Source organism: Acinetobacter sp. YH12076, assembly GCF_013419525.1.
In the GTDB taxonomy this organism is placed as follows: domain Bacteria; phylum Pseudomonadota; class Gammaproteobacteria; order Pseudomonadales; family Moraxellaceae; genus Acinetobacter; species Acinetobacter amyesii.
On record NZ_VOZY01000001.1, the window covers coordinates 143,590 to 165,626 of the forward strand.

20 protein-coding genes and 1 pseudogene are annotated in these 22,037 nt (G+C 40.7%); 4 read left to right on the top strand and 17 right to left on the bottom strand.

Annotated elements, in window-relative coordinates; translation table 11 throughout:
• The 12 genes from FTU22_RS00575 to FTU22_RS00625 all read right to left on the bottom strand — a co-directional run bounded on the left by FTU22_RS00575 (nt 1) and on the right by FTU22_RS00625 (nt 10,536).
• On the bottom strand, nt 1–447 hold the full coding sequence (locus FTU22_RS00575) for a tripartite tricarboxylate transporter TctB family protein (RefSeq protein WP_180024036.1): 447 nt from the start codon (nt 445–447) through the stop codon (nt 1–3).
• Between the two features lie 54 nt (nt 448–501).
• The gene (locus tag FTU22_RS00580; RefSeq protein ID WP_180077340.1) at nt 502–1,557 is read right to left on the bottom strand and encodes a tripartite tricarboxylate transporter substrate binding protein; all 1,056 of its coding nucleotides are present in this window, start codon (nt 1,555–1,557) and stop codon (nt 502–504) included.
• 35 nt (nt 1,558–1,592) lie between these two features.
• Nucleotides 1,593–2,744, bottom strand: coding sequence for a tricarballylate utilization 4Fe-4S protein TcuB (gene tcuB, locus FTU22_RS00585; protein ID WP_180092308.1), 1,152 nt, complete (start codon nt 2,742–2,744; stop codon nt 1,593–1,595).
• Between the two features lie 3 nt (nt 2,745–2,747).
• The gene (gene tcuA / locus FTU22_RS00590) at nt 2,748–4,142 is read right to left on the bottom strand and encodes an FAD-dependent tricarballylate dehydrogenase TcuA (RefSeq protein ID WP_180092310.1); all 1,395 of its coding nucleotides are present in this window, start codon (nt 4,140–4,142) and stop codon (nt 2,748–2,750) included.
• Nucleotides 4,143–4,241: 99 nt separating this feature from the next.
• Nucleotides 4,242–5,174, bottom strand: a complete 933-nt coding sequence (locus tag FTU22_RS00595; protein WP_180077346.1) for a LysR family transcriptional regulator — start codon at nt 5,172–5,174, stop codon at nt 4,242–4,244.
• Nucleotides 5,175–5,400: 226 nt separating this feature from the next.
• The gene (locus FTU22_RS00600; protein WP_111886050.1) at nt 5,401–5,508 is read right to left on the bottom strand and encodes a DUF2474 family protein; all 108 of its coding nucleotides are present in this window, start codon (nt 5,506–5,508) and stop codon (nt 5,401–5,403) included.
• An 11-nt stretch (nt 5,509–5,519) separates the two neighbouring features.
• Nucleotides 5,520–6,524, bottom strand: coding sequence for a cytochrome d ubiquinol oxidase subunit II (cydB, locus tag FTU22_RS00605; protein WP_180092314.1), 1,005 nt, complete (start codon nt 6,522–6,524; stop codon nt 5,520–5,522).
• A complete protein-coding gene (locus FTU22_RS00610; RefSeq protein ID WP_180035495.1) occupies nt 6,517–7,947 on the bottom strand; it encodes a cytochrome ubiquinol oxidase subunit I in 1,431 nt (476 codons plus the stop codon). The genes cydB and FTU22_RS00610 overlap by 8 nt, the downstream gene beginning before the upstream one ends.
• Before the next feature lie 259 nt (nt 7,948–8,206).
• Complete coding sequence (locus FTU22_RS16255; RefSeq protein ID WP_078193302.1) at nt 8,207–8,620, bottom strand: DUF2946 domain-containing protein; 414 nt, start codon at nt 8,618–8,620, stop codon at nt 8,207–8,209.
• 206 nt (nt 8,621–8,826) lie between these two features.
• Complete coding sequence (locus FTU22_RS00615; RefSeq protein ID WP_180092317.1) at nt 8,827–9,699, bottom strand: MBL fold metallo-hydrolase; 873 nt, start codon at nt 9,697–9,699, stop codon at nt 8,827–8,829.
• A gap of 2 nt (nt 9,700–9,701) precedes the next feature.
• Entirely contained in the window at nt 9,702–10,118 is a 417-nt protein-coding gene (locus tag FTU22_RS00620; protein ID WP_180092321.1) for a DUF6691 family protein, read from the bottom strand.
• A 1-nt stretch (nt 10,119) separates the two neighbouring features.
• Nucleotides 10,120–10,536, bottom strand: a complete 417-nt coding sequence (locus FTU22_RS00625) for a YeeE/YedE family protein (RefSeq protein ID WP_180035493.1) — start codon at nt 10,534–10,536, stop codon at nt 10,120–10,122.
• A 125-nt stretch (nt 10,537–10,661) separates the two neighbouring features.
• Here FTU22_RS00625 and FTU22_RS00630 point away from each other — a divergent pair, with 125 nt between their 5' ends.
• Nucleotides 10,662–10,973, top strand: a complete 312-nt coding sequence (locus tag FTU22_RS00630) for a metalloregulator ArsR/SmtB family transcription factor (protein WP_078193081.1) — start codon at nt 10,662–10,664, stop codon at nt 10,971–10,973.
• 40 nt (nt 10,974–11,013) lie between these two features.
• On the opposite strand, the gene FTU22_RS00635 is transcribed toward FTU22_RS00630, so the two are convergent.
• The 4 genes from FTU22_RS00635 to dsbD form a co-directional block, all read right to left on the bottom strand.
• Nucleotides 11,014–11,376, bottom strand: a complete 363-nt coding sequence (locus FTU22_RS00635; protein WP_180035492.1) for a YidH family protein — start codon at nt 11,374–11,376, stop codon at nt 11,014–11,016.
• Between the two features lie 88 nt (nt 11,377–11,464).
• Complete coding sequence (gene dsbG / locus FTU22_RS00640) at nt 11,465–12,217, bottom strand: thiol:disulfide interchange protein DsbG (protein WP_180092324.1); 753 nt, start codon at nt 12,215–12,217, stop codon at nt 11,465–11,467.
• Nucleotides 12,218–12,238: 21 nt separating this feature from the next.
• The gene (locus FTU22_RS00645; RefSeq protein ID WP_180092327.1) at nt 12,239–13,081 is read right to left on the bottom strand and encodes a TlpA disulfide reductase family protein; all 843 of its coding nucleotides are present in this window, start codon (nt 13,079–13,081) and stop codon (nt 12,239–12,241) included.
• Complete coding sequence (gene dsbD, locus FTU22_RS00650) at nt 13,078–15,003, bottom strand: protein-disulfide reductase DsbD (protein WP_257225859.1); 1,926 nt, start codon at nt 15,001–15,003, stop codon at nt 13,078–13,080. The genes FTU22_RS00645 and dsbD overlap by 4 nt, the downstream gene beginning before the upstream one ends.
• Before the next feature lie 166 nt (nt 15,004–15,169).
• Here dsbD and FTU22_RS00655 point away from each other — a divergent pair, with 166 nt between their 5' ends.
• From FTU22_RS00655 to FTU22_RS00665, 3 genes and pseudogenes are all read left to right on the top strand, one after another.
• Nucleotides 15,170–15,859 carry a response regulator transcription factor gene (locus tag FTU22_RS00655; protein WP_180092333.1) on the top strand — a complete coding sequence of 230 codons (690 nt, stop codon included), beginning with the start codon at nt 15,170–15,172 and terminating at the stop codon, nt 15,857–15,859.
• A complete protein-coding gene (locus FTU22_RS00660) occupies nt 15,838–17,199 on the top strand; it encodes an ATP-binding protein (protein WP_180092336.1) in 1,362 nt (453 codons plus the stop codon). Before FTU22_RS00655 ends, FTU22_RS00660 begins: the two co-directional genes overlap by 22 nt.
• Before the next feature lie 743 nt (nt 17,200–17,942).
• Nucleotides 17,943–18,364 (top strand): annotated as a pseudogene (locus FTU22_RS00665) (Fic family protein); the annotation flags it as partial.
• 55 nt (nt 18,365–18,419) lie between these two features.
• On the opposite strand, the gene FTU22_RS00670 reads toward FTU22_RS00665, so the two are convergent.
• Nucleotides 18,420–21,860, bottom strand: a complete 3,441-nt coding sequence (locus FTU22_RS00670; protein WP_180007411.1) for a pyruvate carboxylase — start codon at nt 21,858–21,860, stop codon at nt 18,420–18,422.
• Between the last annotated feature and the right edge of the window lie 177 nt (nt 21,861–22,037).

Sequence of the window (22,037 nt, forward strand, 5' to 3'; positions counted from 1 at the left end):
CTAACCCAAGAAGCCTAGTGGCAATGGCACATCCAAAACACGGTCAAACAGATAGTAGGTACTCATACTCAGCACCAAACCTGTAATAACAACTGGTACTGTTTTCCCGTTAAAAAGTTTCCCAACCGCGATGGTCATCAGTAGCGTTGCTGCGATAAATCCCAACCATTCGAAGCAAAGCGCATACAGTGATAATGCCAATGTGCATAGAACAAGTTTGCCGATTAAATGCTTAGTCCAACCTAGTTCAACAGGTTCAAACATCATGGCTGGGCGCACAGTCAAATAAATGGCACTCACTGTAATTAAACCCATCAGTAAAATTGGAAAGGCTTTCGGTCCTACAGGATCGTAGGAAATAGGCGCTTCAAAATTGCATGCGTAAATTAATAAGAAAAAGCCGCAGACCGCAATGATGGCCGTAAGAATCCGTTCAGATTTCATCATCTATCCTCGAAAACAAAAAACTGAGTTGAAAAGGCATTCAACTCAGCGTATTTGTTATTTTGATAATTTATATTCTTCTGATAATTGGCGCATTTCAGCCGTTTGCTTATAGACATAAGCACTAATTTCTTCACCTGTTAATTCAAATGGCAACAGATCCTGATTTTCTCGAACGGCATCAAATTTTTGATTAGTCATCATTTTATCAAAGGCATTTTTCCACCATGCATATGCCTCATCACTGACCTTTGGTCCCATGTAGAAACCACGAATCACAGGCCATTCCAAGTCGTAGCCTTGTTCCTTCGCAGTTAATAACTTAGAAAATTTACCCGCTAAACGTTTATCAGAAAACACTGCTAGAACACGGATATTACCCGCTTCGAGATGCGAGCCAATTTCACTCACATTCCCCACGCCCACTTGAATATGTTGACCTAACAAGGCTGTTAATACTTCGCCACCGCCTTCGAGAGCTACAAAACTCAAGTTGGCAGGATTTACCCCAGCCTTTTTAGCCAAAATTGCCGTTTGCATCCAATCTTGACCACCCACACTGCCAGCACCACCAAAACTGATCCCTTTTGGATTTTCTTTTAGCGCCTTCATCAGATCATCCAGTGTTTTTAATGGCGAATCCTTATGCACTGCCACTAAACCGTAATCAACAGCTACACCCGAAAGCCACTTCACATCCTTCTCAGTAAAATTACCAAATTTACCTTGAGCCAAATTCAGTAAAGAACCAGTTGAAAATGCGATGACCGCATTGTTATTTGCTGGATCATTATTCACGATTTTATTGTAAGCAACGGCCCCAACGCCGCCTGGCATATAGGTCACACGCATCGGATCTTTTAATACTTCTGTTTCTTTAAAGCCGGATTGGATCAGCTTACAGGTCATATCAAAACCACCACCCGGCTTTGCAGGTGCAATACATTCTGCACGTTTTGGATGACCAGGATCTTTTGAGGCATTGCCTGTGCCACAGCCAACGACTGCAATACTGGTGCAAGCGACGGCTAACCATTTTAATTTCTTCATTGTTAAAATATCCTTATAACGTTGTAGTCCATTTAAAAATTCAATTTTCTTACCTATAGCCATCATCGACCTCCATGGTCCGGTTGTGGTTTGGGTGCTTACTTGGTTTTTGAATTCGTTTTAAGTTTTGCGACACGTTCTTCGACGGCAAATTTTAGTAATGCGGCACTTCGGTAAAAGCCGTGCGCAAACTTACCAAAAGGGATCGTCAAGAAGAAAGTCATAACGGTTGCAAGATGAACAATCAGCAAGAGAGCCATTGCGGAACTATCGCGAAATGCCAATAGCGCCAGACCTGTAATGCTGATCAGCAATAAAAGGAAGATAAAACCACGGTCCATAGGTTTTTGTTTTGCATCCCCATGCATCGGATGTCGTTTAATATTGAGATGTAGCAGCCCGATCGGTCCAATGATCAGACCAATACCGCCCAATGTACCTAAAATCACCGGTAAACTGGTGTAGGCATACGGTGCTTCTAAACCTAAAAAGTAGTGATACATCGTCGCGACACTAGTTGCCATAAAGCAAAGTAAAAATCCATACATGGTGAAGTGATGCAAAACTCGGCGGATCTGCGTATAACGATCATCTTCCTCATTACAACCTTTACCATGTCCACCATCTAAATATTTTAAGGTCAGGACATTTTTTGACGCTTGAAAAATATCAGGTTGTGCAACGCCCTCTGGAATAATTTTTGAGGTTTGTTTCCAAAATTTTGCAATTCCCAAGCCCAAAAGCATAAAAGCTAAGATAAATACAGAGCCAAATAACACGGCAAGAAAGTTATGCGGAAAAATTGCATAAAAATCCCCTTGATATTGACCAAAGATATTGGTGCCATTGAGCCAAACACCCAAGAGCATCAGTAATGCAAAAAATACTGACATCGCCGAAACCAAAGGAATTCCGGTCTTTTTATAAATCGCACCAAAAGATGCAGGAACTGCAAATTCTTGATAGGTTTCTAGGCGAACTTGTGCCATGGCTTGAGGAATATTGACGCCAAATTCATGCGGAGGCGCATACTGACAGGCATGTAAACATGCGCCACAGTTGTGACATAAATTTGCCATGTAATGAATATCGGCTTGAGTAAACTCTAGTCTTTTGGTCATTGCAGGGAAAACCGCACAGAATGTTTCGCAGTAACGACATGCATTACAAATCTGTAAAGCCTGTTTTACTTGCTGTTCATGATCCGTGAGCTGTACAACTGGAATTAAGTTTTTAACATTTGCATTCATTCTTTAAACTCCCAGTTTAAACGCAGCTTGAGCCGCATTTTTTCCTGCAATTCGACCAAATGTCGTTCCAATCGACATACCTACACCGGCTGTATAGCCTTGCCCAAGTACATTGCCTGCCATCATTTCGCCTGCAACAAATAGATTTGGACTCGCGACATTTTTAAAGCGTACAGCGGCATCATCTTCGACTTTTAAGCCCAGATAGGTGAAAGTAATGCCTGGACGTAATGCGTAGGCATAATATGGCGGTTGGTTTAAAGGAACAGCCCAATGTGTTTTTGCGGGGGTTAAATTTTCGGTATGACAATTATCCAGTACCGTGTGATTAAACTCACCCGCCACACAGGCTTGGTTATAGTCCTTCACGGTTTGAACTAAAGTCGCAACATCTAGATTTAATTTTTCTGCCAATTCTTCGATCGTATCTGCCCTAGTACCTTCAAAAACAGGTGGCATAAAACGCCCAACTGATTTTGAATCAATAATTGAATACGCAATCTGACTGGGCTGTTTTGCAACTAAACGCCCCCAAATGGCATAACGTTTCGGCCAGAAATCTTCGCCTTCATCATAAAAACGTTGCGCATTTTTATTAACCACGATGCCAAGCGAAACACAGTCAATACGGGTGCAAATGCCACCATCGTAGAGCGGTGCGCGGGCATCAACTGCGACACAATGTGATTGAGATGGGTCGCCAATAATATCTGCACCCTGATCAATCATGAACTTTAATAAGTTGCCTTGGTTAAAACGTGTGCCTCGTATAATGAAATGATCTGCAGGCCATTCGCCATTTTCATTTTGTCCCCACGCTTCTTTTAACCATTCACGATTGGATTCAAATCCACCTGCAGCCAATACACATGAAGCGCCTTCGAAACGCGTGCCATCTTCAGCGATAGCCGCAATAAATGTCCCATCTTCAATAATCAGTTCATTGATTTTTGTGTTGTAGCGAATCTCGACCCCTAAATCTTTTGCACTTCTAAAATAGGCATTCACCAAAGCTTTACCACCGCCCATAAAAAAAGCATTGGTCCGTGCAACATGTAATGCACCTGATAACGGTGGTTGAAAATTTACCCCATGTTGACGCATCCAATTACGGCAAGTTGCCGTGGTGCGAATCACTAAACGCGCTAAATGCTCATTGGTTTTACCTGCAGTTACTTTGAGTAAGTCCTGCCAATATTCTTCTTCTGGATAGGCATCGACTAACACATCTTGAGGTTCATCATGCATACAACGCAGGTTACGGGTATGTTGTGAATTTCCACCGCGCCATTCCTTTGGTGCTGCTTCTAACAATAAAACTGAAGCGCAAGCCTCCCTTGCTGTCAATGCTGCACATAAAGCGGCATTCCCACCGCCAATTACAATTACATCATGCATTCGATGTCTTCCCTTTCGAATTTGATGTAATTTAAGACCAAAACTGCCTAGCGCTGTGATAGGCAACTTTTAAATAGGTGTTTAGTAAAATTAAATAGGCTAAAAGTCTAATAGCTCTGCACTTGACCATAATCCTTTATTGATCAGCTGCTTAACACAAATTTTAATTGCTACTTTGGTGGCGAGACTTGCAGGAGAAAGCTCTTCTTCAGCAATACTAATAAGATAATTAATTCGATCCAGCACTGGTTCGACTACTTTGAGTAAACAAATATCTGATTTGAGATAATCAAAATGTGCACTGACAGGTTGAATGGTCGCCATATTTAAGTTGCTGACACAGTTCATGAGTAAGTGTAAACCATCAACTTCATAATTTACGTCCAGCCCCTCAACCTTTTGATCTATGAATTTACGTAGACCATGTCGTTGGCTTGGTAATACCAGAGGCAAACGATTCACATTTTCTAAATCAATTTTTCCATTTTCAATGCAGTGTTCAAAGCCATACTCTTTCAGTAAAGAACGATTTGCCATAAGAAACATTTGTTCTTTTAATAACGGTTGTACTGCCCAATTGGCATCGACATCTTGGGTAAAAATAATGGCAATGTCGAGCTGTCTTGAGTTGACTAAATTGGTTAAATTTCCCGAGAGACTTTCAACTAAATGAATTTTAATATCAGGATAACGCTCTGACATGAGCTGCATAAATGGTATGCCCAGAACTGACGCTATACTTGGTGAAAATCCAACGCTGACATGACCCGTCAGACGAGATGAGTGCGCCGCCTCAATGGCATATTGCACATGACGTAGAGAAAGTTGAGCTTGCTTAAAAAATGCTAAACCCGCTGGCGTGGGCGTCACACCTGTAGAATTTCGCTGTAATAAACGTGTACAAAGTTCATCTTCAAGTTTGGCAATTTGTTGACTGAGTGCCGATGTGCCAACCTCAAGTTTTTGTGCAGCTTTGCCTAAACTTCCAGACTCTACAATGGTGATGAAATATTTGAGCTGTTTAAGTTCCACTCACGCTCCTTAAGTTTTTTTCAATGCATCATGTTAGTTTTAACAATATAGAAGCTAAAAAAACAGAAAAATCATTCAAAAGAAGTATTGAATATAAAAAAATATATTTTATGTATTTCGACACTTTAACTTGTCATATTCTACCTACTCAATTCACCTTTAGTCCCTCAAAAAAATCCACTATCTTACCCGGCAAGATAGTGGATTCAGATTTAAGGAATAGGTTCTAGTAAGCCCACTGCACCAGCAGTCTAAAGAACCCTGCGACAAGCGCCAAACTCAAGACACCACCTAGCCATAGCACAATAAACCAGCCTGCTTGATTCAGTTTCATGATGATTCTCCTTAATGATAGCCATCATCGCCGACACGAACTTTGTCACGGAACACCCAATACGATAGTGCGGTATAGAACAAAATAATTGGTATCAGCACCAATGCTCCAATCAAGGCGAACAATTGACTGCTTTGCGGTGCTGCTGCCTGCCAAATGGTGACGGATGGTGGGATGATATTTGGCCATAGACTGATTAAGAACCCTGTATATGCCAGCACAACTAAGACAAGTGTATAAATAAATGGCGCAAATTCCTGACGTCTTTTACAGGCACGTAAAGCCAATAATGTGAAGATCAATACTAAAATCGGCACAGGGCTAAAATAGTACAGTTGCGGCAAGCTAAACCAACGATTTGCAATCTCTGCATGTACCAATGGGGTGTAAATACTCACTGCAGCAAAAATCACAAATAAGGCGATAATCAGTTTTGGCATGAGGCTAAACATATGATTTTGAACACGTGCATCCGTTTTAAAAATCAGCCAACCACAGCCTAAGGTGGCATACAGCACCACTACAGCAATCCCAGTAAAAGTTGAAAATGGGGTCAGCCAATCCAATCCGCCACCACTATAAATACCATTGGTGGTTTCAATCCCTTGGATATAAGCACCTAAAATCATACCTTGGAAAAATGATGCCAAGATCGAGCCCCAAATAAACGCTTGATCCCATAAATGTTTGGTGCGGTTCGCTTTAAAACGAAACTCAAAGGCGACTCCACGGAAAATCAGCGAGATGACCATTAAGATAATCGGCATATACAGCGCAGAGAGTACAGTCGAATACACCAATGGAAATGCCGCAAATAAGCCTGCACCACCTAAAACCATCCATGTTTCATTGCCATCCCAAACTGGTGCAACGGTATTCATCATCACATCGCGTTCTTGGCGATCTTTTACTAAAGGAAAAAGGATACCAATCCCTAAATCAAAGCCATCGAGTACCACATAAATCAGCACACCTACAGCAATGATTACTACCCAAATTAAGGATAAATCAATCATGGTTTTTCTCCTGTGGTTGTACTTCAAGCGACTCATCAATCGTACTCATTGGACGATTTGATGCACGAATGACCTCACCATCGCTATGGGCTTGAGAATGAATGAACTGTGGTCCTTTAACCATCAATTTGAGCATGTAATAAATCCCAATACCAAATACGATGCAGTACACGATCACAAAGATTATTAAGGTTAAACCGACTTGTTCTGCCGATACTGGTGACAAGGCGTCTTTGGTACGCAGTACGCCATACACGACCCAAGGTTGACGACCGACTTCTGTGGTAAACCAACCAGCAAGCAAGGCAATAAAGCCTGAAGGTCCCATACATAAGGCAAATTTGTGGAGCCATTTTGACTCATAAAATTTCCCAGTTTTACGCAACCATGCACCCATCAGAGCAAGCAAAATCATCAAGACTCCCATACCGACCATAATGCGGAAGCTCCAAAATACTATGAGCGAGTTTGGTCGATCTTCAGGGGCAAATTCTTTTAAGCCTTTCACCTCTCCCTCTAAGGTGTGCGTCATGATCAGACTACCGAGGTTCGGAATGCCAATTGCATACTTGGTTTCTTCCGCCTCCATATCAGGAATACCGAACAAATATAACGGCATGCCATGATCTTTATTAGTTTCCCAATGTCCTTCAATTGCAGCAAGTTTCGCAGGTTGATGTTCTAAAGTATTTAGACCATGCATATCCCCCACAAATACCTGTAAAGGTGCAAGTGCGAGAATCATCCACATCGCCATAGAAAATGATTTTTTTACTAAGGCATCACGGCGACCTTTAAGTAAGTGCCATGCTGCAGTAGCAGCGACCAATAAGCCAGATACAAGGAATGCTGCTAGAGCCATATGCGCTAAGCGATATGGGAATGATGGGTTAAAAACGATAGCAAACCAATCTTGCGGCACTATAATGCCATTTTCAAAGCTAAAGCCTTGTGGAGTTTGCATCCAGCTATTGGAAGATAAAATCCAAAACATGGAAATACAGGTGCCAATTGCCACCATCAGTGTGGCAAAGAAATGGGTTTTAGGACCCACTCTTCCCCACCCAAACAGCATAATGCCTAGGAAACCCGCTTCTAAGAAGAAGGCACTCAAGACCTCATAACTGAGTAAGGGGCCAGTGACACTACCCGCAATACGAGAGAATTCACTCCAGTTGGTGCCAAATTGGTAGCTCATGACTACCCCTGAAACCACTCCCATTCCGAAAGACAATGCAAACACCTTGATCCAAAATTGGAACAGATCACGGTAAACGGGATCTTGTGTTTTAAGCCAACGCCATTCTAAGACCGCAAGAAAACTTGCTAGCCCAATGGAAATTGCAGGGAAAATAATATGAAAAGAAACTGTAAAAGCGAATTGAATTCGCGCCAATTCAAGTGCTGTCAAACCTAAATCCATGTCTATCACCTTATTGTGGAATTATGCGGTGAACCACAAACGGCCCATAATTTCGGGACTGCTTTAGGAAAGATAGACCAGTACGATGACGCAGACTGTTGTGAATCTGTTGGGATTTGATCAATTGTTTTAGCCTAATGGTATAGGCGAACCGATTCTGTTCGCATCCGCTAAACGGTGCAAAAATATAAAGTTTCATAAAATCACTCTTTAAATACCAAGGTAAATCAACAATTCAAATTGTTGGTCTGATTAGGATTTAAAGTGTGTGTGGAGGTGCCCTACCTTGTGGAAGTAAGTAAAGCCTTTGCAGTGAGAAATATACATGTCGGAAAGCATCTTTATAGAAACTTAGACGGACTTGAATCTTATCGATGATCTCAACTATCTCAAAATCAAAAGGTAGGACAACATCACCATAGACGGTACAGTATTGGCATTGATGGTTATGTCCATTGTGATCGTCGTGATTATGATCGTGGGTCAGATGATGAACAAGTTCGTTATACGTCTCATGTACGTGTTTGTGCTTTTCTGGGGACAGTAAATTATGTGTAATAGAGAGACATACCGGAGCAATTTGAAATTCTTCGGGTAATAGTGGTTGTAAATATACTGCGATTTGCAAAACTAAAGTTAAAATTGCAAAAAACAGTCCACTCTGTCTTAGCAACATATTCTCTCAACAGATGCCAACGAAAGCAAAAATACTTAAAAGGCAGTGCTTCCTTGAAATCCGATCATACAAGTCAGCTTTATAGAATATAATATACCTAAAATACCAAGATCTTTAAAGTGAATATTCACTTTAAAGATATAAATATGAATTTTTAAGATAAAGACATAAATAAGTCTTTAATAATTTGAAATACAATATTTTTAGGTTTTAAAAAAATTAAGCGGTAACTTTAAATACGACACCCCATTTTCTTCAGGTTCGGGAAATTGACCCGCTTTCATATTGATTTGAATCGACGGCAAAATCAGTTTAGGCATACTTAATGTTGCATCCCGCTCATGACGCATCTGCACAAATTCAGATTTTGTAGTTCCCTCATGAATATGAATATTGTGCTCTTTTTGCGTTTTAATATCGGTTTGGCAGTGATATTCATCACGCGTTTTTGGCAAATAGTCATGGCACAAGAACACCCGGGTGGACGCTGGCAATTGATACAGTTTTTGCACCGAATCAAATAAGGAATCTGCACTACCACGCGGAAAATCACAACGTGCTGTGCCATAATCTGGCATAAATAAAGTATCACCCACAAAAACTGCATCACCCACTACATAACTTAAACATGCAGGCGTATGACCTGGTGTCGGGATGTTATATGCCTCTAGCTCACCAATATGAAAATGCTCATGATCATCAAATAAATAATCAAATGGTTGTTGAGCATTAAACTGCTTGATATCTAAATTATAAATGGCACTAAAGGCTTCTTGCACCAAGGCAATGTGATGACTCATGGCAATTTTGCCACCGAGTACAGATTTTAAATACTGTGCTGCAGTCAAATGATCGGCATGCACATGGGTTTCCAAAATCCAATCTACTTTTAAATCTTGTACTTTGACATATGCAATGATTGCATCAGCATGGGTGGTCGAGGTGGTTGCCGAAGCCGCATCATAGTCCAAAACACTGTCAATGATAGCGCAGCGCTTGGTTACCGGATCACTCACCACATAACTAAATGTATTGGTCGCTTGATCAAAAAAATCCTGAACAATCGGTTGTTGCATAGTTAAGCTCCTGACCATTTACGGTGAATCAACACGCCTGCAAGCATCGCCCCTATAAAATATAAAACTTGATAATGTCCTAAGCCAATTAAGGTGAAACTTGGCGCTGGGCAAATGCCGGCAATCCCCCATCCTGCACCAAATATTAAGGCACCGATAATAAGCTTTGAATCAATTTTATTGTTACTTGGTAAATCAATCTGCTCATTAAATACTGTGGTTGGTGCACTGCTACGTACCGCTTTTTGGAATGGAATAAATGCCACAGCAATTGCCCCCATCATGACAAAGGCAAGGCTTGCATCCCAATTACCAAATATATCTAAAAAATCGATCACTTTTTGCGGATTAGACATGCCAGAGAACATCAAACCTACTGAAAAAAGCGAACCAAATACAAAAGCTAAAAAGTTTTTCATTTTAGAATGCTCCAATCAAGTGACGAACGACATATACAGCAATAAAGCCTGCAAACATAAAGGTCATAGTTGCAATGATGGAACGTTTAGATAATCGGCTAATCCCACAAATACCGTGACCACTGGTACAACCAGAACCTAAGCGGGTACCAAAACCCACTAGTAAACCAGCAATAATCATCATTATTGGGCTAGCAGACACGATAATCTCTGGTTGTACAAAAAGACCATAAATAAATGGCGTGATGATCAAGCCTGAAAGAAACCACACTGCAGGCGTTTTAAAAATCGTCTGTGGATTCAGTACCTGCGCAATCAAGCCACTGATGCCTGCAATACGCCCATGGACATACAAATAACCCACCACTGCTATACCCAACAGAGCACCACCAAGAAACGCTGTCACAAAATCATGCATAGTTAACGCGCCATAAACAATATTTAAACTTATATTATATAATATTATATATTAATCAAGTCATTTTATGTTATTATCTCGATATACTTTGCTCCTTTTGCTTTTTATGATTCAGGTTAGACGTTATGAACATCGCATTCGATAACTTAAAAATTGAATTTACGCAGGTTGATACCGTTTCCAATTGTTTGAAAGTGTTATCAAATCCTGACCGTTTAAAAATTTTATGTGTGTTGATCAATGGCGAATTAAATGTTCAGCAAATTGAGGAATGTACTGATATTCATCAGCCGACCCTATCACAACAATTGACCGTTTTACGGAACAATAAAATTGTCTCGACACGTCGTGAAGGCAAACAAATTTTTTATCAATTGGCAGACCCTAAAGTGCTGGGTATTATGCAAACGCTGTATCAATTGTACTGTCAGGAATAAACATTTTTGTGCATGCTTTTGTATGGAAGCTCAGCCAAGTTTAGTAAATCCAAAATGAGATGATCAGCAAAAACCCAGTCAGCATGGTCAATAAATTCAGCCACACGGGATGTTGTGTATGATAATCCTCAATAAATTCCTGTTCGGTTAATGAGCTTAATCCTCGACGATATTGCAAAATTGAGGCAAAGTTCACCAATAAACCAAACACAATCACGGCAATGCCAAGCCACTGTCCATAGATAATTTTGTGCTGATATTCCTCAGGGTGCAGTAGTTGTAGCAATACATTTGATTTTTCAATCACAAAACCAAAGGCTATCAGGGCTAAACCACTGCGGTTCCATGCCAATGCTGTACGTTCCAAAGCGAACAATACGCGTGGATCTTGTAAATTTGACATTGCGCCCCCTGATGTTTAAGTCGTTGACGTTGAGCTTAGCATGATCTTAGACGCGCTGTTGTGTTGGCTTGGTGAGCATCTATTTTCCTTATTTTTCAAATATTTCTTTGAGATCACTCGGCATCCCTTGTGCAGACTGGAAGTTCCCCTTGCTGTCACGCCAAGCAATGGATGGTGTTGAGAAGAAACCATATTTGCCCATTAAGCTTTGGTTAAAATCAATTTTTTCTGCAATCTCTAAAGGAATATTTTCTGCTGGTTTAAGGCGCTTTTTGCCACGATTGACATTGATATCATTAAATACGGCTGTTGGATTTTTTGACATCAGCAAAGTTGCCACCTGAGCACGACTTTCTTCACGAATAATGCCGACCTGAATATGACGTAATTGTACCTTACCTGCCTTTACCCAAGGACGTGCTTCTTGCCAAAATTTATGGCAATACGTGCAATTCGGATCTGAGAATACATAGACAATACGTGGCGCATCGGTTTTGCCATCTTGAATCCAGGTTGAGTCTTCTAATGTTTTCCATACATCATCCAAAATGGCTTTTTTCATATGGGTTTCAATTTGGGTGTTTGAAAGATTATTGCCTTGGGCATCAAACAACTCACCTTTTATATAATATTTACCATCTTTAGAAATAAAAATGGTATTGGAATATTGATCTTCATGCCCTACCCAACCTGTTAAACCTTCGGGTGCAGGAATTTGTTTTACAAATTGAAAGCCTTCTTTTTCGAGTTGTTTTTTAATAGTATTCGGATTAGCACTGACACCACATGCTACCGTCAACAGTGTTCCGATGAATAAACTGGTTTTAAGTAAAGTATTCATGACGCATATCCTATGATTAATTTATGGATTCATTTTCTTTAAGTATTGTTGCAACATCGCTTGACTGAGTTCGCCTTGATGACGCTCAATTAACTGACCTTGTGCATTAAAAAATAAGGTAGTGGGTAAACCTAAACTGTTCACTGCTTGTGGCATTTCACCCTGCACATCTAGCAGAACGTGTTTAAAACTGAAGTGATGTTTTGTGAGATAAGCACGGACGGTATCGACCTCTTCACCTTGATTGAGCATGACAAAATGCACCTCAGGATATTGATCCTGCGCACGCTGTAATACAGGCATTTCACGATGACACGGCGGACACCAACTCGCCCATAAATTCACAACCGTGGGCTGACCTTGAAATTGTTTTAGCGCAATCATTTCTGACCGACCTTGACTGGCTAGGTTCAGACTTGGAAAACTTAAACTTGGATAATGGCTGTCTTGATGCGTGATTTTTTGTGCTGTCCATCCTGCCCCCACGAGCATGACAAAGATCAGCAATAATGTGGCCTTTGCTTTGTTCGCAATGGCCGAATTTCGCCACCAAAACCATGCACTTCCAATAATTATCCCGCCAATCAGATGAAACCCTTTGTCTTGAATTTTCAGCATATCAATGGGCGATGCGAGATAAGATTCCAGATTCAATGCAATAAAGACTAGGCGTGCACCTATTAATCCGATCCAAACACTGCTCCAAATCGAATCTTGAAAACGCTGTTGGATTTCGGTTGACCACTGTGCTTGTTGCCCGATTTTTCGTCCAACCATGGCAGTGATCAGCAAAGCCAACACCAAACATAACAATCCCCATGGCAACATGAATGGTCCAAGATGCAGTGCTTCGCTTGAGATCATGGCGGTGTACCTCGGTTTAATCGGCTCAAGATTTGCGCTGCACTAAAGGTACCCGTCAAACGTAGATTGCGCTGCTCTTGATGCTGTACATCTAAGAAAATCATGGTTGGAGGTCCTAAAATCTGCCAGTCTTTCAGGACAATATCTTGACTTGCTTCATATTCAGTTAAATCGAGTTTGATTCGAGCAACAGTATCTAAAGCTGTTTGTACATCGGCACGAGGCAACACCTCTTTTTCAATCGGCTGACAAGCCACACACCAATCGGCATACACATCTATGAGCACTGCTTGTCCTTTGACTTGATTGAGTGCCTGTTCAAGCTCAGCTTGGGTACGTACTTTTTGCCATGCGACTAATGTTGTGGCTTGTGTCGTATTCAGTTGTGACCATGCTTGCGTGACATACCATCCACCCGATATTGCAGTAGCTAAGCTCATAGCAATCAACAGTAGTTGCGTCGGCATCTGCGAAATATGCGGACGTATCTTCCATAAAATGTAAACGGTGATACTGATGAATAAGAGTCCCATCAACGTCAAATAAACCACGCTCGGCAGTAAAGGACGCAGGAAATACACCGCCAACAACAGCATGACAAAACCGAAAGTGAATTTCAGACGATCCATCCACACGCCTGGTTTGGGTAAGTACTGTGCACCAAACACACAGGCAATCAACAATGGTAAGCCCACACCTAGACCTAGAATAAACAGGTAACTAGCCCCCATCCACGGTTCAGGCAATTGCGCAACAAACAGCAAAGCCCCTGCCAATGGCGCACTCATACAGGGTCCGACAATTAGCGCAGAGATCATGCCCATAATGAATGAACCCCATAAGGTTCCATCTTTTTGTCGTTGTTGCCATTGATCTAAACGCTGTAATACACCTTGTGGTAAAGACAACTGGAATACGCCAAATAAATTCAATGCAAACAGCACGAACATCACGGCAAATAACCCAATAAATATGGGACTTTGTAACCAACGTTGGAAGTTATAGCCGAGTCCTGCCACAGCTAAACCCATCAAGGCATAAATCAATGCCATTCCGACCACAAAGACACCTGCAATCATGCCGGCACGATAGCCACGATGACGTTGCACTAAAATACTGGATAAGATCGGAATCAGTGGTAAGGAACATGGTAAGAATGCGAGCAATACACCTAAACCTAAAAAAATGATCAGATTCAGTGCAATATTGTCTGTTGAAAGTAAATAAAAGAAGTACTGGTCGTTGTTCCAATCGACCTGCTTCGTACGCTGTTCACCATTCGTTGTAGTCACAGATTCAGAACTTGCCTGCATCATCAAGGAATCATCTAGCTCTGGCGCACTGGCTTCGCTAGGTTCTGTTAAAGCAGTCACTTCAGAAGAGGGACTTAAACCATTTTCATCCGCTTTGACTTCTGCTGTATTTGCTGGCGTTACAACTGTTACAGTTTCAGTGTTTTTCGCCTGTGGATCTGCAGGCATTGCAGTATTGGGTAATGACGACGATGTGACTGCATCTAATAATTTCTTTTGCGTTATACTTTGCTGACTCAGCTTGCTTTCAGGCAATAATCCATCGGCATCGGTGTGAATGGTTGTACGCTGTACTGGATAACATAAGCCACTTTCGGCACAGCCTTGCCATTCAATTTTATAGCTTTGCTTCGGTTGCATGGCGACAGTCGCTTGCACTTGCCCATAATGTACGTCGGTCATGCCGAAATTGGGGTCATCTTTTTGCTGTGGACGAGGCAGTTGCAGTGATAATGCTTTGCCATTTTCAATGACTTTAAGCTGATCATGATACAGATAATAACCATCAGCAATACGCCACGTGAAGCTGGCTTGGTCTTGCGCTGTCGATACAGCCTGAAAAGCAAATGCTTGATCAGGGGGTAAAAAATCAGCCAATGCGCTTTGCATACTCAAAATGCTGAATATTCCACACAACCTTACTAACCCTATACGCATAGATGACTTTAATACCCGACATAAATCTATTTTGGTTGATTATGCAAAAGCATAAATTAAGGGAGCATTAACAAGATAAATCATTTATAAAATACAGGCAGGAAGTCAGGAAAACGCTATGTTTGTTGTTTTGGTTGAAGATGATCCATATATTGCCTCAAGTATTTGTGCCACATTGGATTTTTTAAATATTTCAGTAGAACATGTGAGTCATGCGCGTGATGCAGATTATTTTATCCGCCACAGTGCGGTCGATCTATGTTTGCTGGATTTAGGCTTACCTGACCAAGATGGTTTAGACTTACTGCGATCATGGCGCAGAGATCAGATCCATATCCCTGTTTTGGTTTTAACCGCACGGTTACAGACCCAACAATGTGTTGAGGCATTAAATGTCGGTGCCGATGACTATTTAACCAAGCCTTTTGAACTGGATGAACTAATTGCACGGGTTCATGCACTCACCCGACGTCACCGCGGTTTTTCATCGAATGTCATTCAATTTGACCACTTAAAGCTCAATAAAGACACTCAAGAAGTCCATTATCAAGATCAAATGATTCAGCTTTCACGACGTGAATACAGTTTGCTTGAAACCTTGATGAGCCATCCAAATCAAGTACTTAAAAACGAAGTGCTGTTAGATAAGTTATACGGCTTTCAAGACACTATCGAAAGTAATGCCTTGAATGTCCATATTTATCATTTACGGCAAAAATTGAATGCGGACTATATTCAGACCATTCGGGGCGTCGGTTATATGTTTAAAATTCCTGAGTCAATTCCATGCAAAAATCACACAGCTTAAAATGGCGCTTGGTCAGTAGTCTTTTTGCCTTGATGATCGGCTTATGGAGTGTAGTATTTGTTTGGCTGTATATCGACTTACAAAAGCGTCTTCAGGACACCTTAGATCAACGTTTGCATGCCTCCGCACAAATGGTCGCACGACTGATTCAACAATTACCACTGCAAAGTTTGGATGAGTCTGCCTTAGCCCAACAACTTGATTCCACAGATCAAGAACCATTGATCGCTTGCGAAGTATCTTTATTTAGCTCTGACATCAGTGTAGGACAGCATGTGATTGCCAAAACACGCGGTGCACCTAAAGATTTAAGTCAGCAAGCAGTTGGTTTTAGTACTTGGCAACAAGGTGAGACGCAATGGCGCAGTTATGTGTTACGCCGTGGTGAGATTCAAGTGGTGGCTGCAGAGCGTATGTTTTTGCGGGAGTCTTTGCTAAAACAGATTTTGCAATCGGTCTTAATTCCGCTGATCTTGTCATTATTGTTGTGTATCGGCTTAATTGTTTTGATTATTCGTCGAGAATTTAAAGCCTTGGATCAGGTTGCAAGCGATTTAAGTCAGTCAAATTTATCGCTCAATGAGGCAAGCCAATATTTAACGAGCTTAGATGCCAATACCATGCCCTCAGAGGTCTACCCTTTTGTGCAAAATTCGAATCGCTTAGTCCATAAACTGCATCAAAGTCTTGAAAATGAAAAAGTCTTTAGTGCATACGCTGCGCATGAATTACGGAGTCCTTTAACCGCAATTAAAACCAATGTGCAATTGGCACAACTGATGGCGAAAACGGACGGCAATATGAAATTGCAATATAGCTTGGATCAAGCCAATCAAAGTATTCATCGTTATTCTGAATTACTTGAACAATTACTGATGCTGTCGAATACCGATCAATCTTTTGAACAAATCACAGCAAGCATTCAAATTAAACCTGTTGTTGCTCAGGTAATTCATGATTTAGCGCTCATTTATCCTGAAGCAACCTCTAAAATTCAAGTCGATTGGCACAGTCTTGGTGATTTAGCATTACCTGAATTTGTCTTATATACCGTTGTTAAAAACCTACTTGAAAATGCCTTATTGCATGCAAACGCTGATGGGATTGAGGTGAGCATGCAGGAAAATACGTTTTGCATTCAAGATAATGGTCCACATTTAAATACCGAAGACATTCGTTACTTAGGGCAACGTTTTTGGCGTAAATCGGCTCAGCAGAAAGGTCATGGACTGGGCTTATCTTTGGTCAAAATAATGCTGAAACAATATGCTTATACCATCCAATTTGAGCCGAATTTTCCTAAGGGATTAAAGATTACACTGTTGTCTCAAAAGAGTTGAATAAAGCAAATTATCATTTTTAGATCATGACTATTTATTCTTTGATTCTCAACGACCACTTTAAAAAATAGCTTGATATATTTGTAATAGACTGACTTGTAATACATTTATTTCAGTTCAATGGCAAGCTCTCTTGCTTTCTTTAAACTCCCCCTCAGGATATAGACTGAATGACTCAGAATTGCGTTCACCTTGAACGGTATAGCATACATTTCTTTATTTTTGTCCAATGGTTGTGACTAATGGTGATAAGCCATTTTTATTTGAAAGGCGGTAATACTTATCTTGGGCCTATGCTTTTCTGTATTTCGTATCAATGAGTTGATCTATATACCCATTATCTAGACTAAAAATTAAATGGATAAATTGTTCCAATAATTACCCGTAAAAGGCAAAAATTGGGGTGCACTGCTCAAGCGACAGGCAATACAGCCAATAAAAAAAGCCTTTAAACATTAAGCTTAAAGGCTTTTTTAGGAATTTGGTGGAGATGGCGTCAATTGAACTCAACTCCTAAACTATTGATTTAGTGAACCATAAAGTCAATAGCATTTTACCTGTACCCATTTTTTACCCAAATTAGATTTAGCGCATTGAATCACAAAATTTATTTTGTTCAAATCCATTAACAGGATTTGAAATGGTGTACTGATTTTAACACGTATACATTTAATATTAAAAGAAATGTTATAACATTTCTTTTAATATGTATCATTTAAAAATTCAACTGTAGATAAAAAGTTATGTTTGACATTATAGATACTTTAAAAACAAAATTAGATCAGCATCGTCCCCTTTCTCCTGCAATTGTAAAAAAAATCTTATTGTTCGCTGGACATACCATTCAAATGCAATTGCAGCCAATACACTGACATTGCTAGAAACAAAAGTTGTGTTGGAAGGTATTACTGTTGGCGGGAAAGCATTACGAGCACATTTCGAGGCAATTAACCGTAGAAATGCGATTTACTATGTAGAAGGCTTTATTCGTAAAGAAGAGCCTTTTTCTGAATGGCAAGTCCAGAACATCCATCAACTAATTCTTAAAAATATTGATAATGACAATGCTGGATGTTACAGACAGCAAAACATGCTTATTTCAGGTGCTACTACTACCCCACCTGATTACACCTTATTGAATGACAACATGGCTCAATTAATAAATTAGTATAAACGAAAACCCAGATTGCAAATCTGGGCTTTCTTGAATTTATTTTCTCTTAGGATAATGTCATCACCAAATCCATGGTTTTTACAGATTGACCCGAATTCAATAAAATGTCTTGAATAATACAATCCACTTCCGCTTTAACCGCCAACTCCATTTTCATTGCCTCAACAGTAAATAAAGTTTCTCCTTTCTCTACTTTCTGCCCTTGTTTCACAGCAACAGTACTAATCATACCCGGCATTGGTGCTCCAACATGCTGCGCATTTCCTGATTCAGCTTGAGTACGGCTCTGCTCTGACACTTGTCCAGTTTGCTGAATTTGCAGCAACCTCAACTGACCATTTAATTCAATAAATAAATCAACGTTTCCATTCTTCGCTTGGGATTGCGCTAGAAGTTCAATTTCTAGCATTTTGCCTTTTTCAAGCGGAACTTCAACAGCTTCATTTTCCTTTAAGCCATAAAAGAATGCAGTCGAAGGTATATTGGATACTGCACCATATTTCTGCTTATGCTGCATAAATTCCATAAATACTTTTGGATACATCAAATAAGAAGCAAATTCTTGCTCACGAATAGGTTGGCCTAAAAGTTTTTCAACATTTTTCTTTTCCTCCTCTAAATCAACTGCAGGCAAAAGTGCACCAGGACGGTCGCTTAAAGGCTGTTCACCTTTTAAAATTTTTCGTTGCAAATCTTCAGGAAAACCATGCGCTGGCACACCTAATTCACCCTTAAACAGCGAAATCACAGATTCAGGGAAATCAATTGCATAGTCTGTGCTTTTTACATTTTCGGTCGTCAACTTATTCGACACCATAAACAAAGCCATATCCCCTACAACTTTAGAGGTCGGCGTGACTTTAACGATATCACCGAACAGTAAATTGACTTGGGCATACGCATCTGAGATATCTGACCATTGCTCTTCTAAGCCTAAAGAGCGCGCCTGTTCACGTAGGTTAGTATATTGACCGCCTGGCATCTCATGATGATAAACATCTGCTGTACCTGCACGCATATCTGCTTCAAATGGTGTATAAATATTACGTACGCCTTCCCAATAGCTAGATAACGCTTGCAGATTTTTCTGATTTAAACCTGTATCACGCTCAGTATTTTGCAATGCCGAAACGATGGAGCCCATACTTGGCTGTGAGGTCAAACCGCTCATTGCATCCATGGCCGTATCTACAGCATCAACTCCCGCATCAATTGCAGCTAAAATGCTAGCTGAGGCGATCCCGCTTGTATCATGTGTATGGAAATGAACTGGCAAACCTGTCTCTTCTTTTAAGGTTTTAATCAATTCAAAGGCAGCTTTAGGCTTACAAATACCGGCCATATCTTTAATTGCTAGGATATTTGCTCCAGCCTTTTCCAGCTGTTTCGCCATATTGACATAATATTTCAAATCATAGCGGCGACTGCTATCAAAAATATCGCCGGTATAGCAAATCGCGGTTTCACAAAGCATACCTGTTTCACGTACAGCATCTATCGCTGCGCGCATATTATCCACTGCATTTAAAGAGTCAAAAACACGGAATAAATCAATACCAGACTGCGCGGCTTGCTGAATAAAATGACGTACGACATTATCAGGATAATTGGTGTAACCCACCGCATTTGAAGATCTAAGCAGCATTTGGAATAAAATATTTGGTACGGCTTCTCGCAGTTTTTCCAAACGCTCCCAAGGGTCTTCTTTTAGGAAACGCATCGATACATCAAAGGTCGCCCCGCCCCAGCATTCGAGTGAAAATAGCTGATCTGCCATTTTTGAATAATATGGCGCAATGGCAAGCATATCTGCACTGCGCATTCGCGTCGCAAACAATGACTGATGTGCATCACGCATGGTCGTATCGGTGATCAAGACGCGTTTCTGATCTAACATCCATTGACTGAAACCATCTGCACCAAGCAATTTAAATTGCTCTCTAGAACCTGTTAAACCTGAATCATTGCTAAGTTCCCAAGACGGCAACGGTGCTGAAAAAGTCTGTATTTGAGATAATTGTCGCCCTTTCAACTCTGGCTGACCATTAACTGTGATATCACCTAAAAACTCTAAGAGCTTTGTTGCACGGTCTTGTTTAATTGGAAAGTTCAACAGCTCAGGTGTTGTATCAATAAATTTAGTCGTACATTGGCCCGAACTAAATAATGGATGGGTAATCACATTTTCCAAAAAGGCCAAATTATTCGCAACACCGCGGATTCTAAATTCTTTTAAGGTTCTCAACATACGGGAATTGGCTTCATCCATAGATGAACCACGTACCGTCACTTTTGCAAGCAGCGAATCATAATATGGACTGATGACAGCACCCGTATAAGCTGTCCCGCTATCGACCCGAACCCCAAAACCAGTCCCTGCACGATATGCTGTCAGCTTGCCATAATCTGGCATAAAAGCATTTTTAGGGTCTTCAGTAGTCAGACGGCATTGAACGGCATGACCAAGCATTTTGATTTGCTCTTGGACAGGAACAAAGCTTTCTTTCTCACCGATCTTCGCCCCTTCAGTAATACGAATCTGAGCTTTAACAATATCGATGCCTGTGATTTCCTCAGTGACTGTATGCTCAACCTGAATACGCGGATTGACTTCAATGAAGTAAAACTCACTTGTTTCAGCATCCATTAAAAATTCAACTGTACCAGCATGCGTATAATTCACCGCCTTTGAAAGCCTTAAGGCTGCTGCACAGAGTTTTTCACGCTGTTCTTCATTCAAATATGGGGCAGGCGCACGCTCTACAACTTTTTGATTGCGTCGCTGTACCGTACAATCACGCTCAAACAAATGAACAATATTGTTATGCGTATCACCGAGGATCTGCACCTCAACATGACGTGCTTGGCGAATCAGCTTCTCTAAATAAATTTCATCATTGCCAAAAGCAGATTTTGCTTCACGGCGTGCAATGTGAATAGCATCTTCAAGCTCACCTTCATGCTCAATTGCCCGCATGCCACGGCCACCGCCGCCCCAACTTGCCTTCAGCATTAATGGATAACCCACTTTAGCAGCAATCTCTCGGCATTCTGTAATCGAATCTGGCAGTGCATTTGTTGCGGGTACCACTGGCACACCTGCTATAACTGCGACATTACGCGCCATAACTTTGTTGCCAAGCTGTCTCATCACATCTGCACCTGGCCCAATAAATAGTATTCCAGCTTCTTTACAAGCTTCTGCAAAATCTGGATTTTCTGATAAAAACCCATAACCAGGATGAATGGCATCCACATTATTTTCTACTGCAATTCTAATAATATCTTTGATATCTAAGTAAGCCGCAATTGGTTTCTTACCAGCTCCGACTCTGTATGCTTCATCTGATTTGAAACGGTGCATTGCAAATTTATCTTCTTCTGCATAAATCGCAACCGTTCGAATACCCATTTCAGATGCTGCCCGCATGACACGAATCGCAATTTCACCACGGTTCGCAACTAATATTTTATGAATTTGGCGCATATTATTTCTACTGATTAAGAATGAAGAGAAGATGTACATTGGAAATAAATCACAATGCAATGTTTTAATTTTTAAAAATCATAAAAATAAAATGAATTTTTAATTTAAATAAAACAACTCTAGACTTAAATCTACAGAAATCACCAACACAGGTATAATAAAATTTTATTCGGTCAA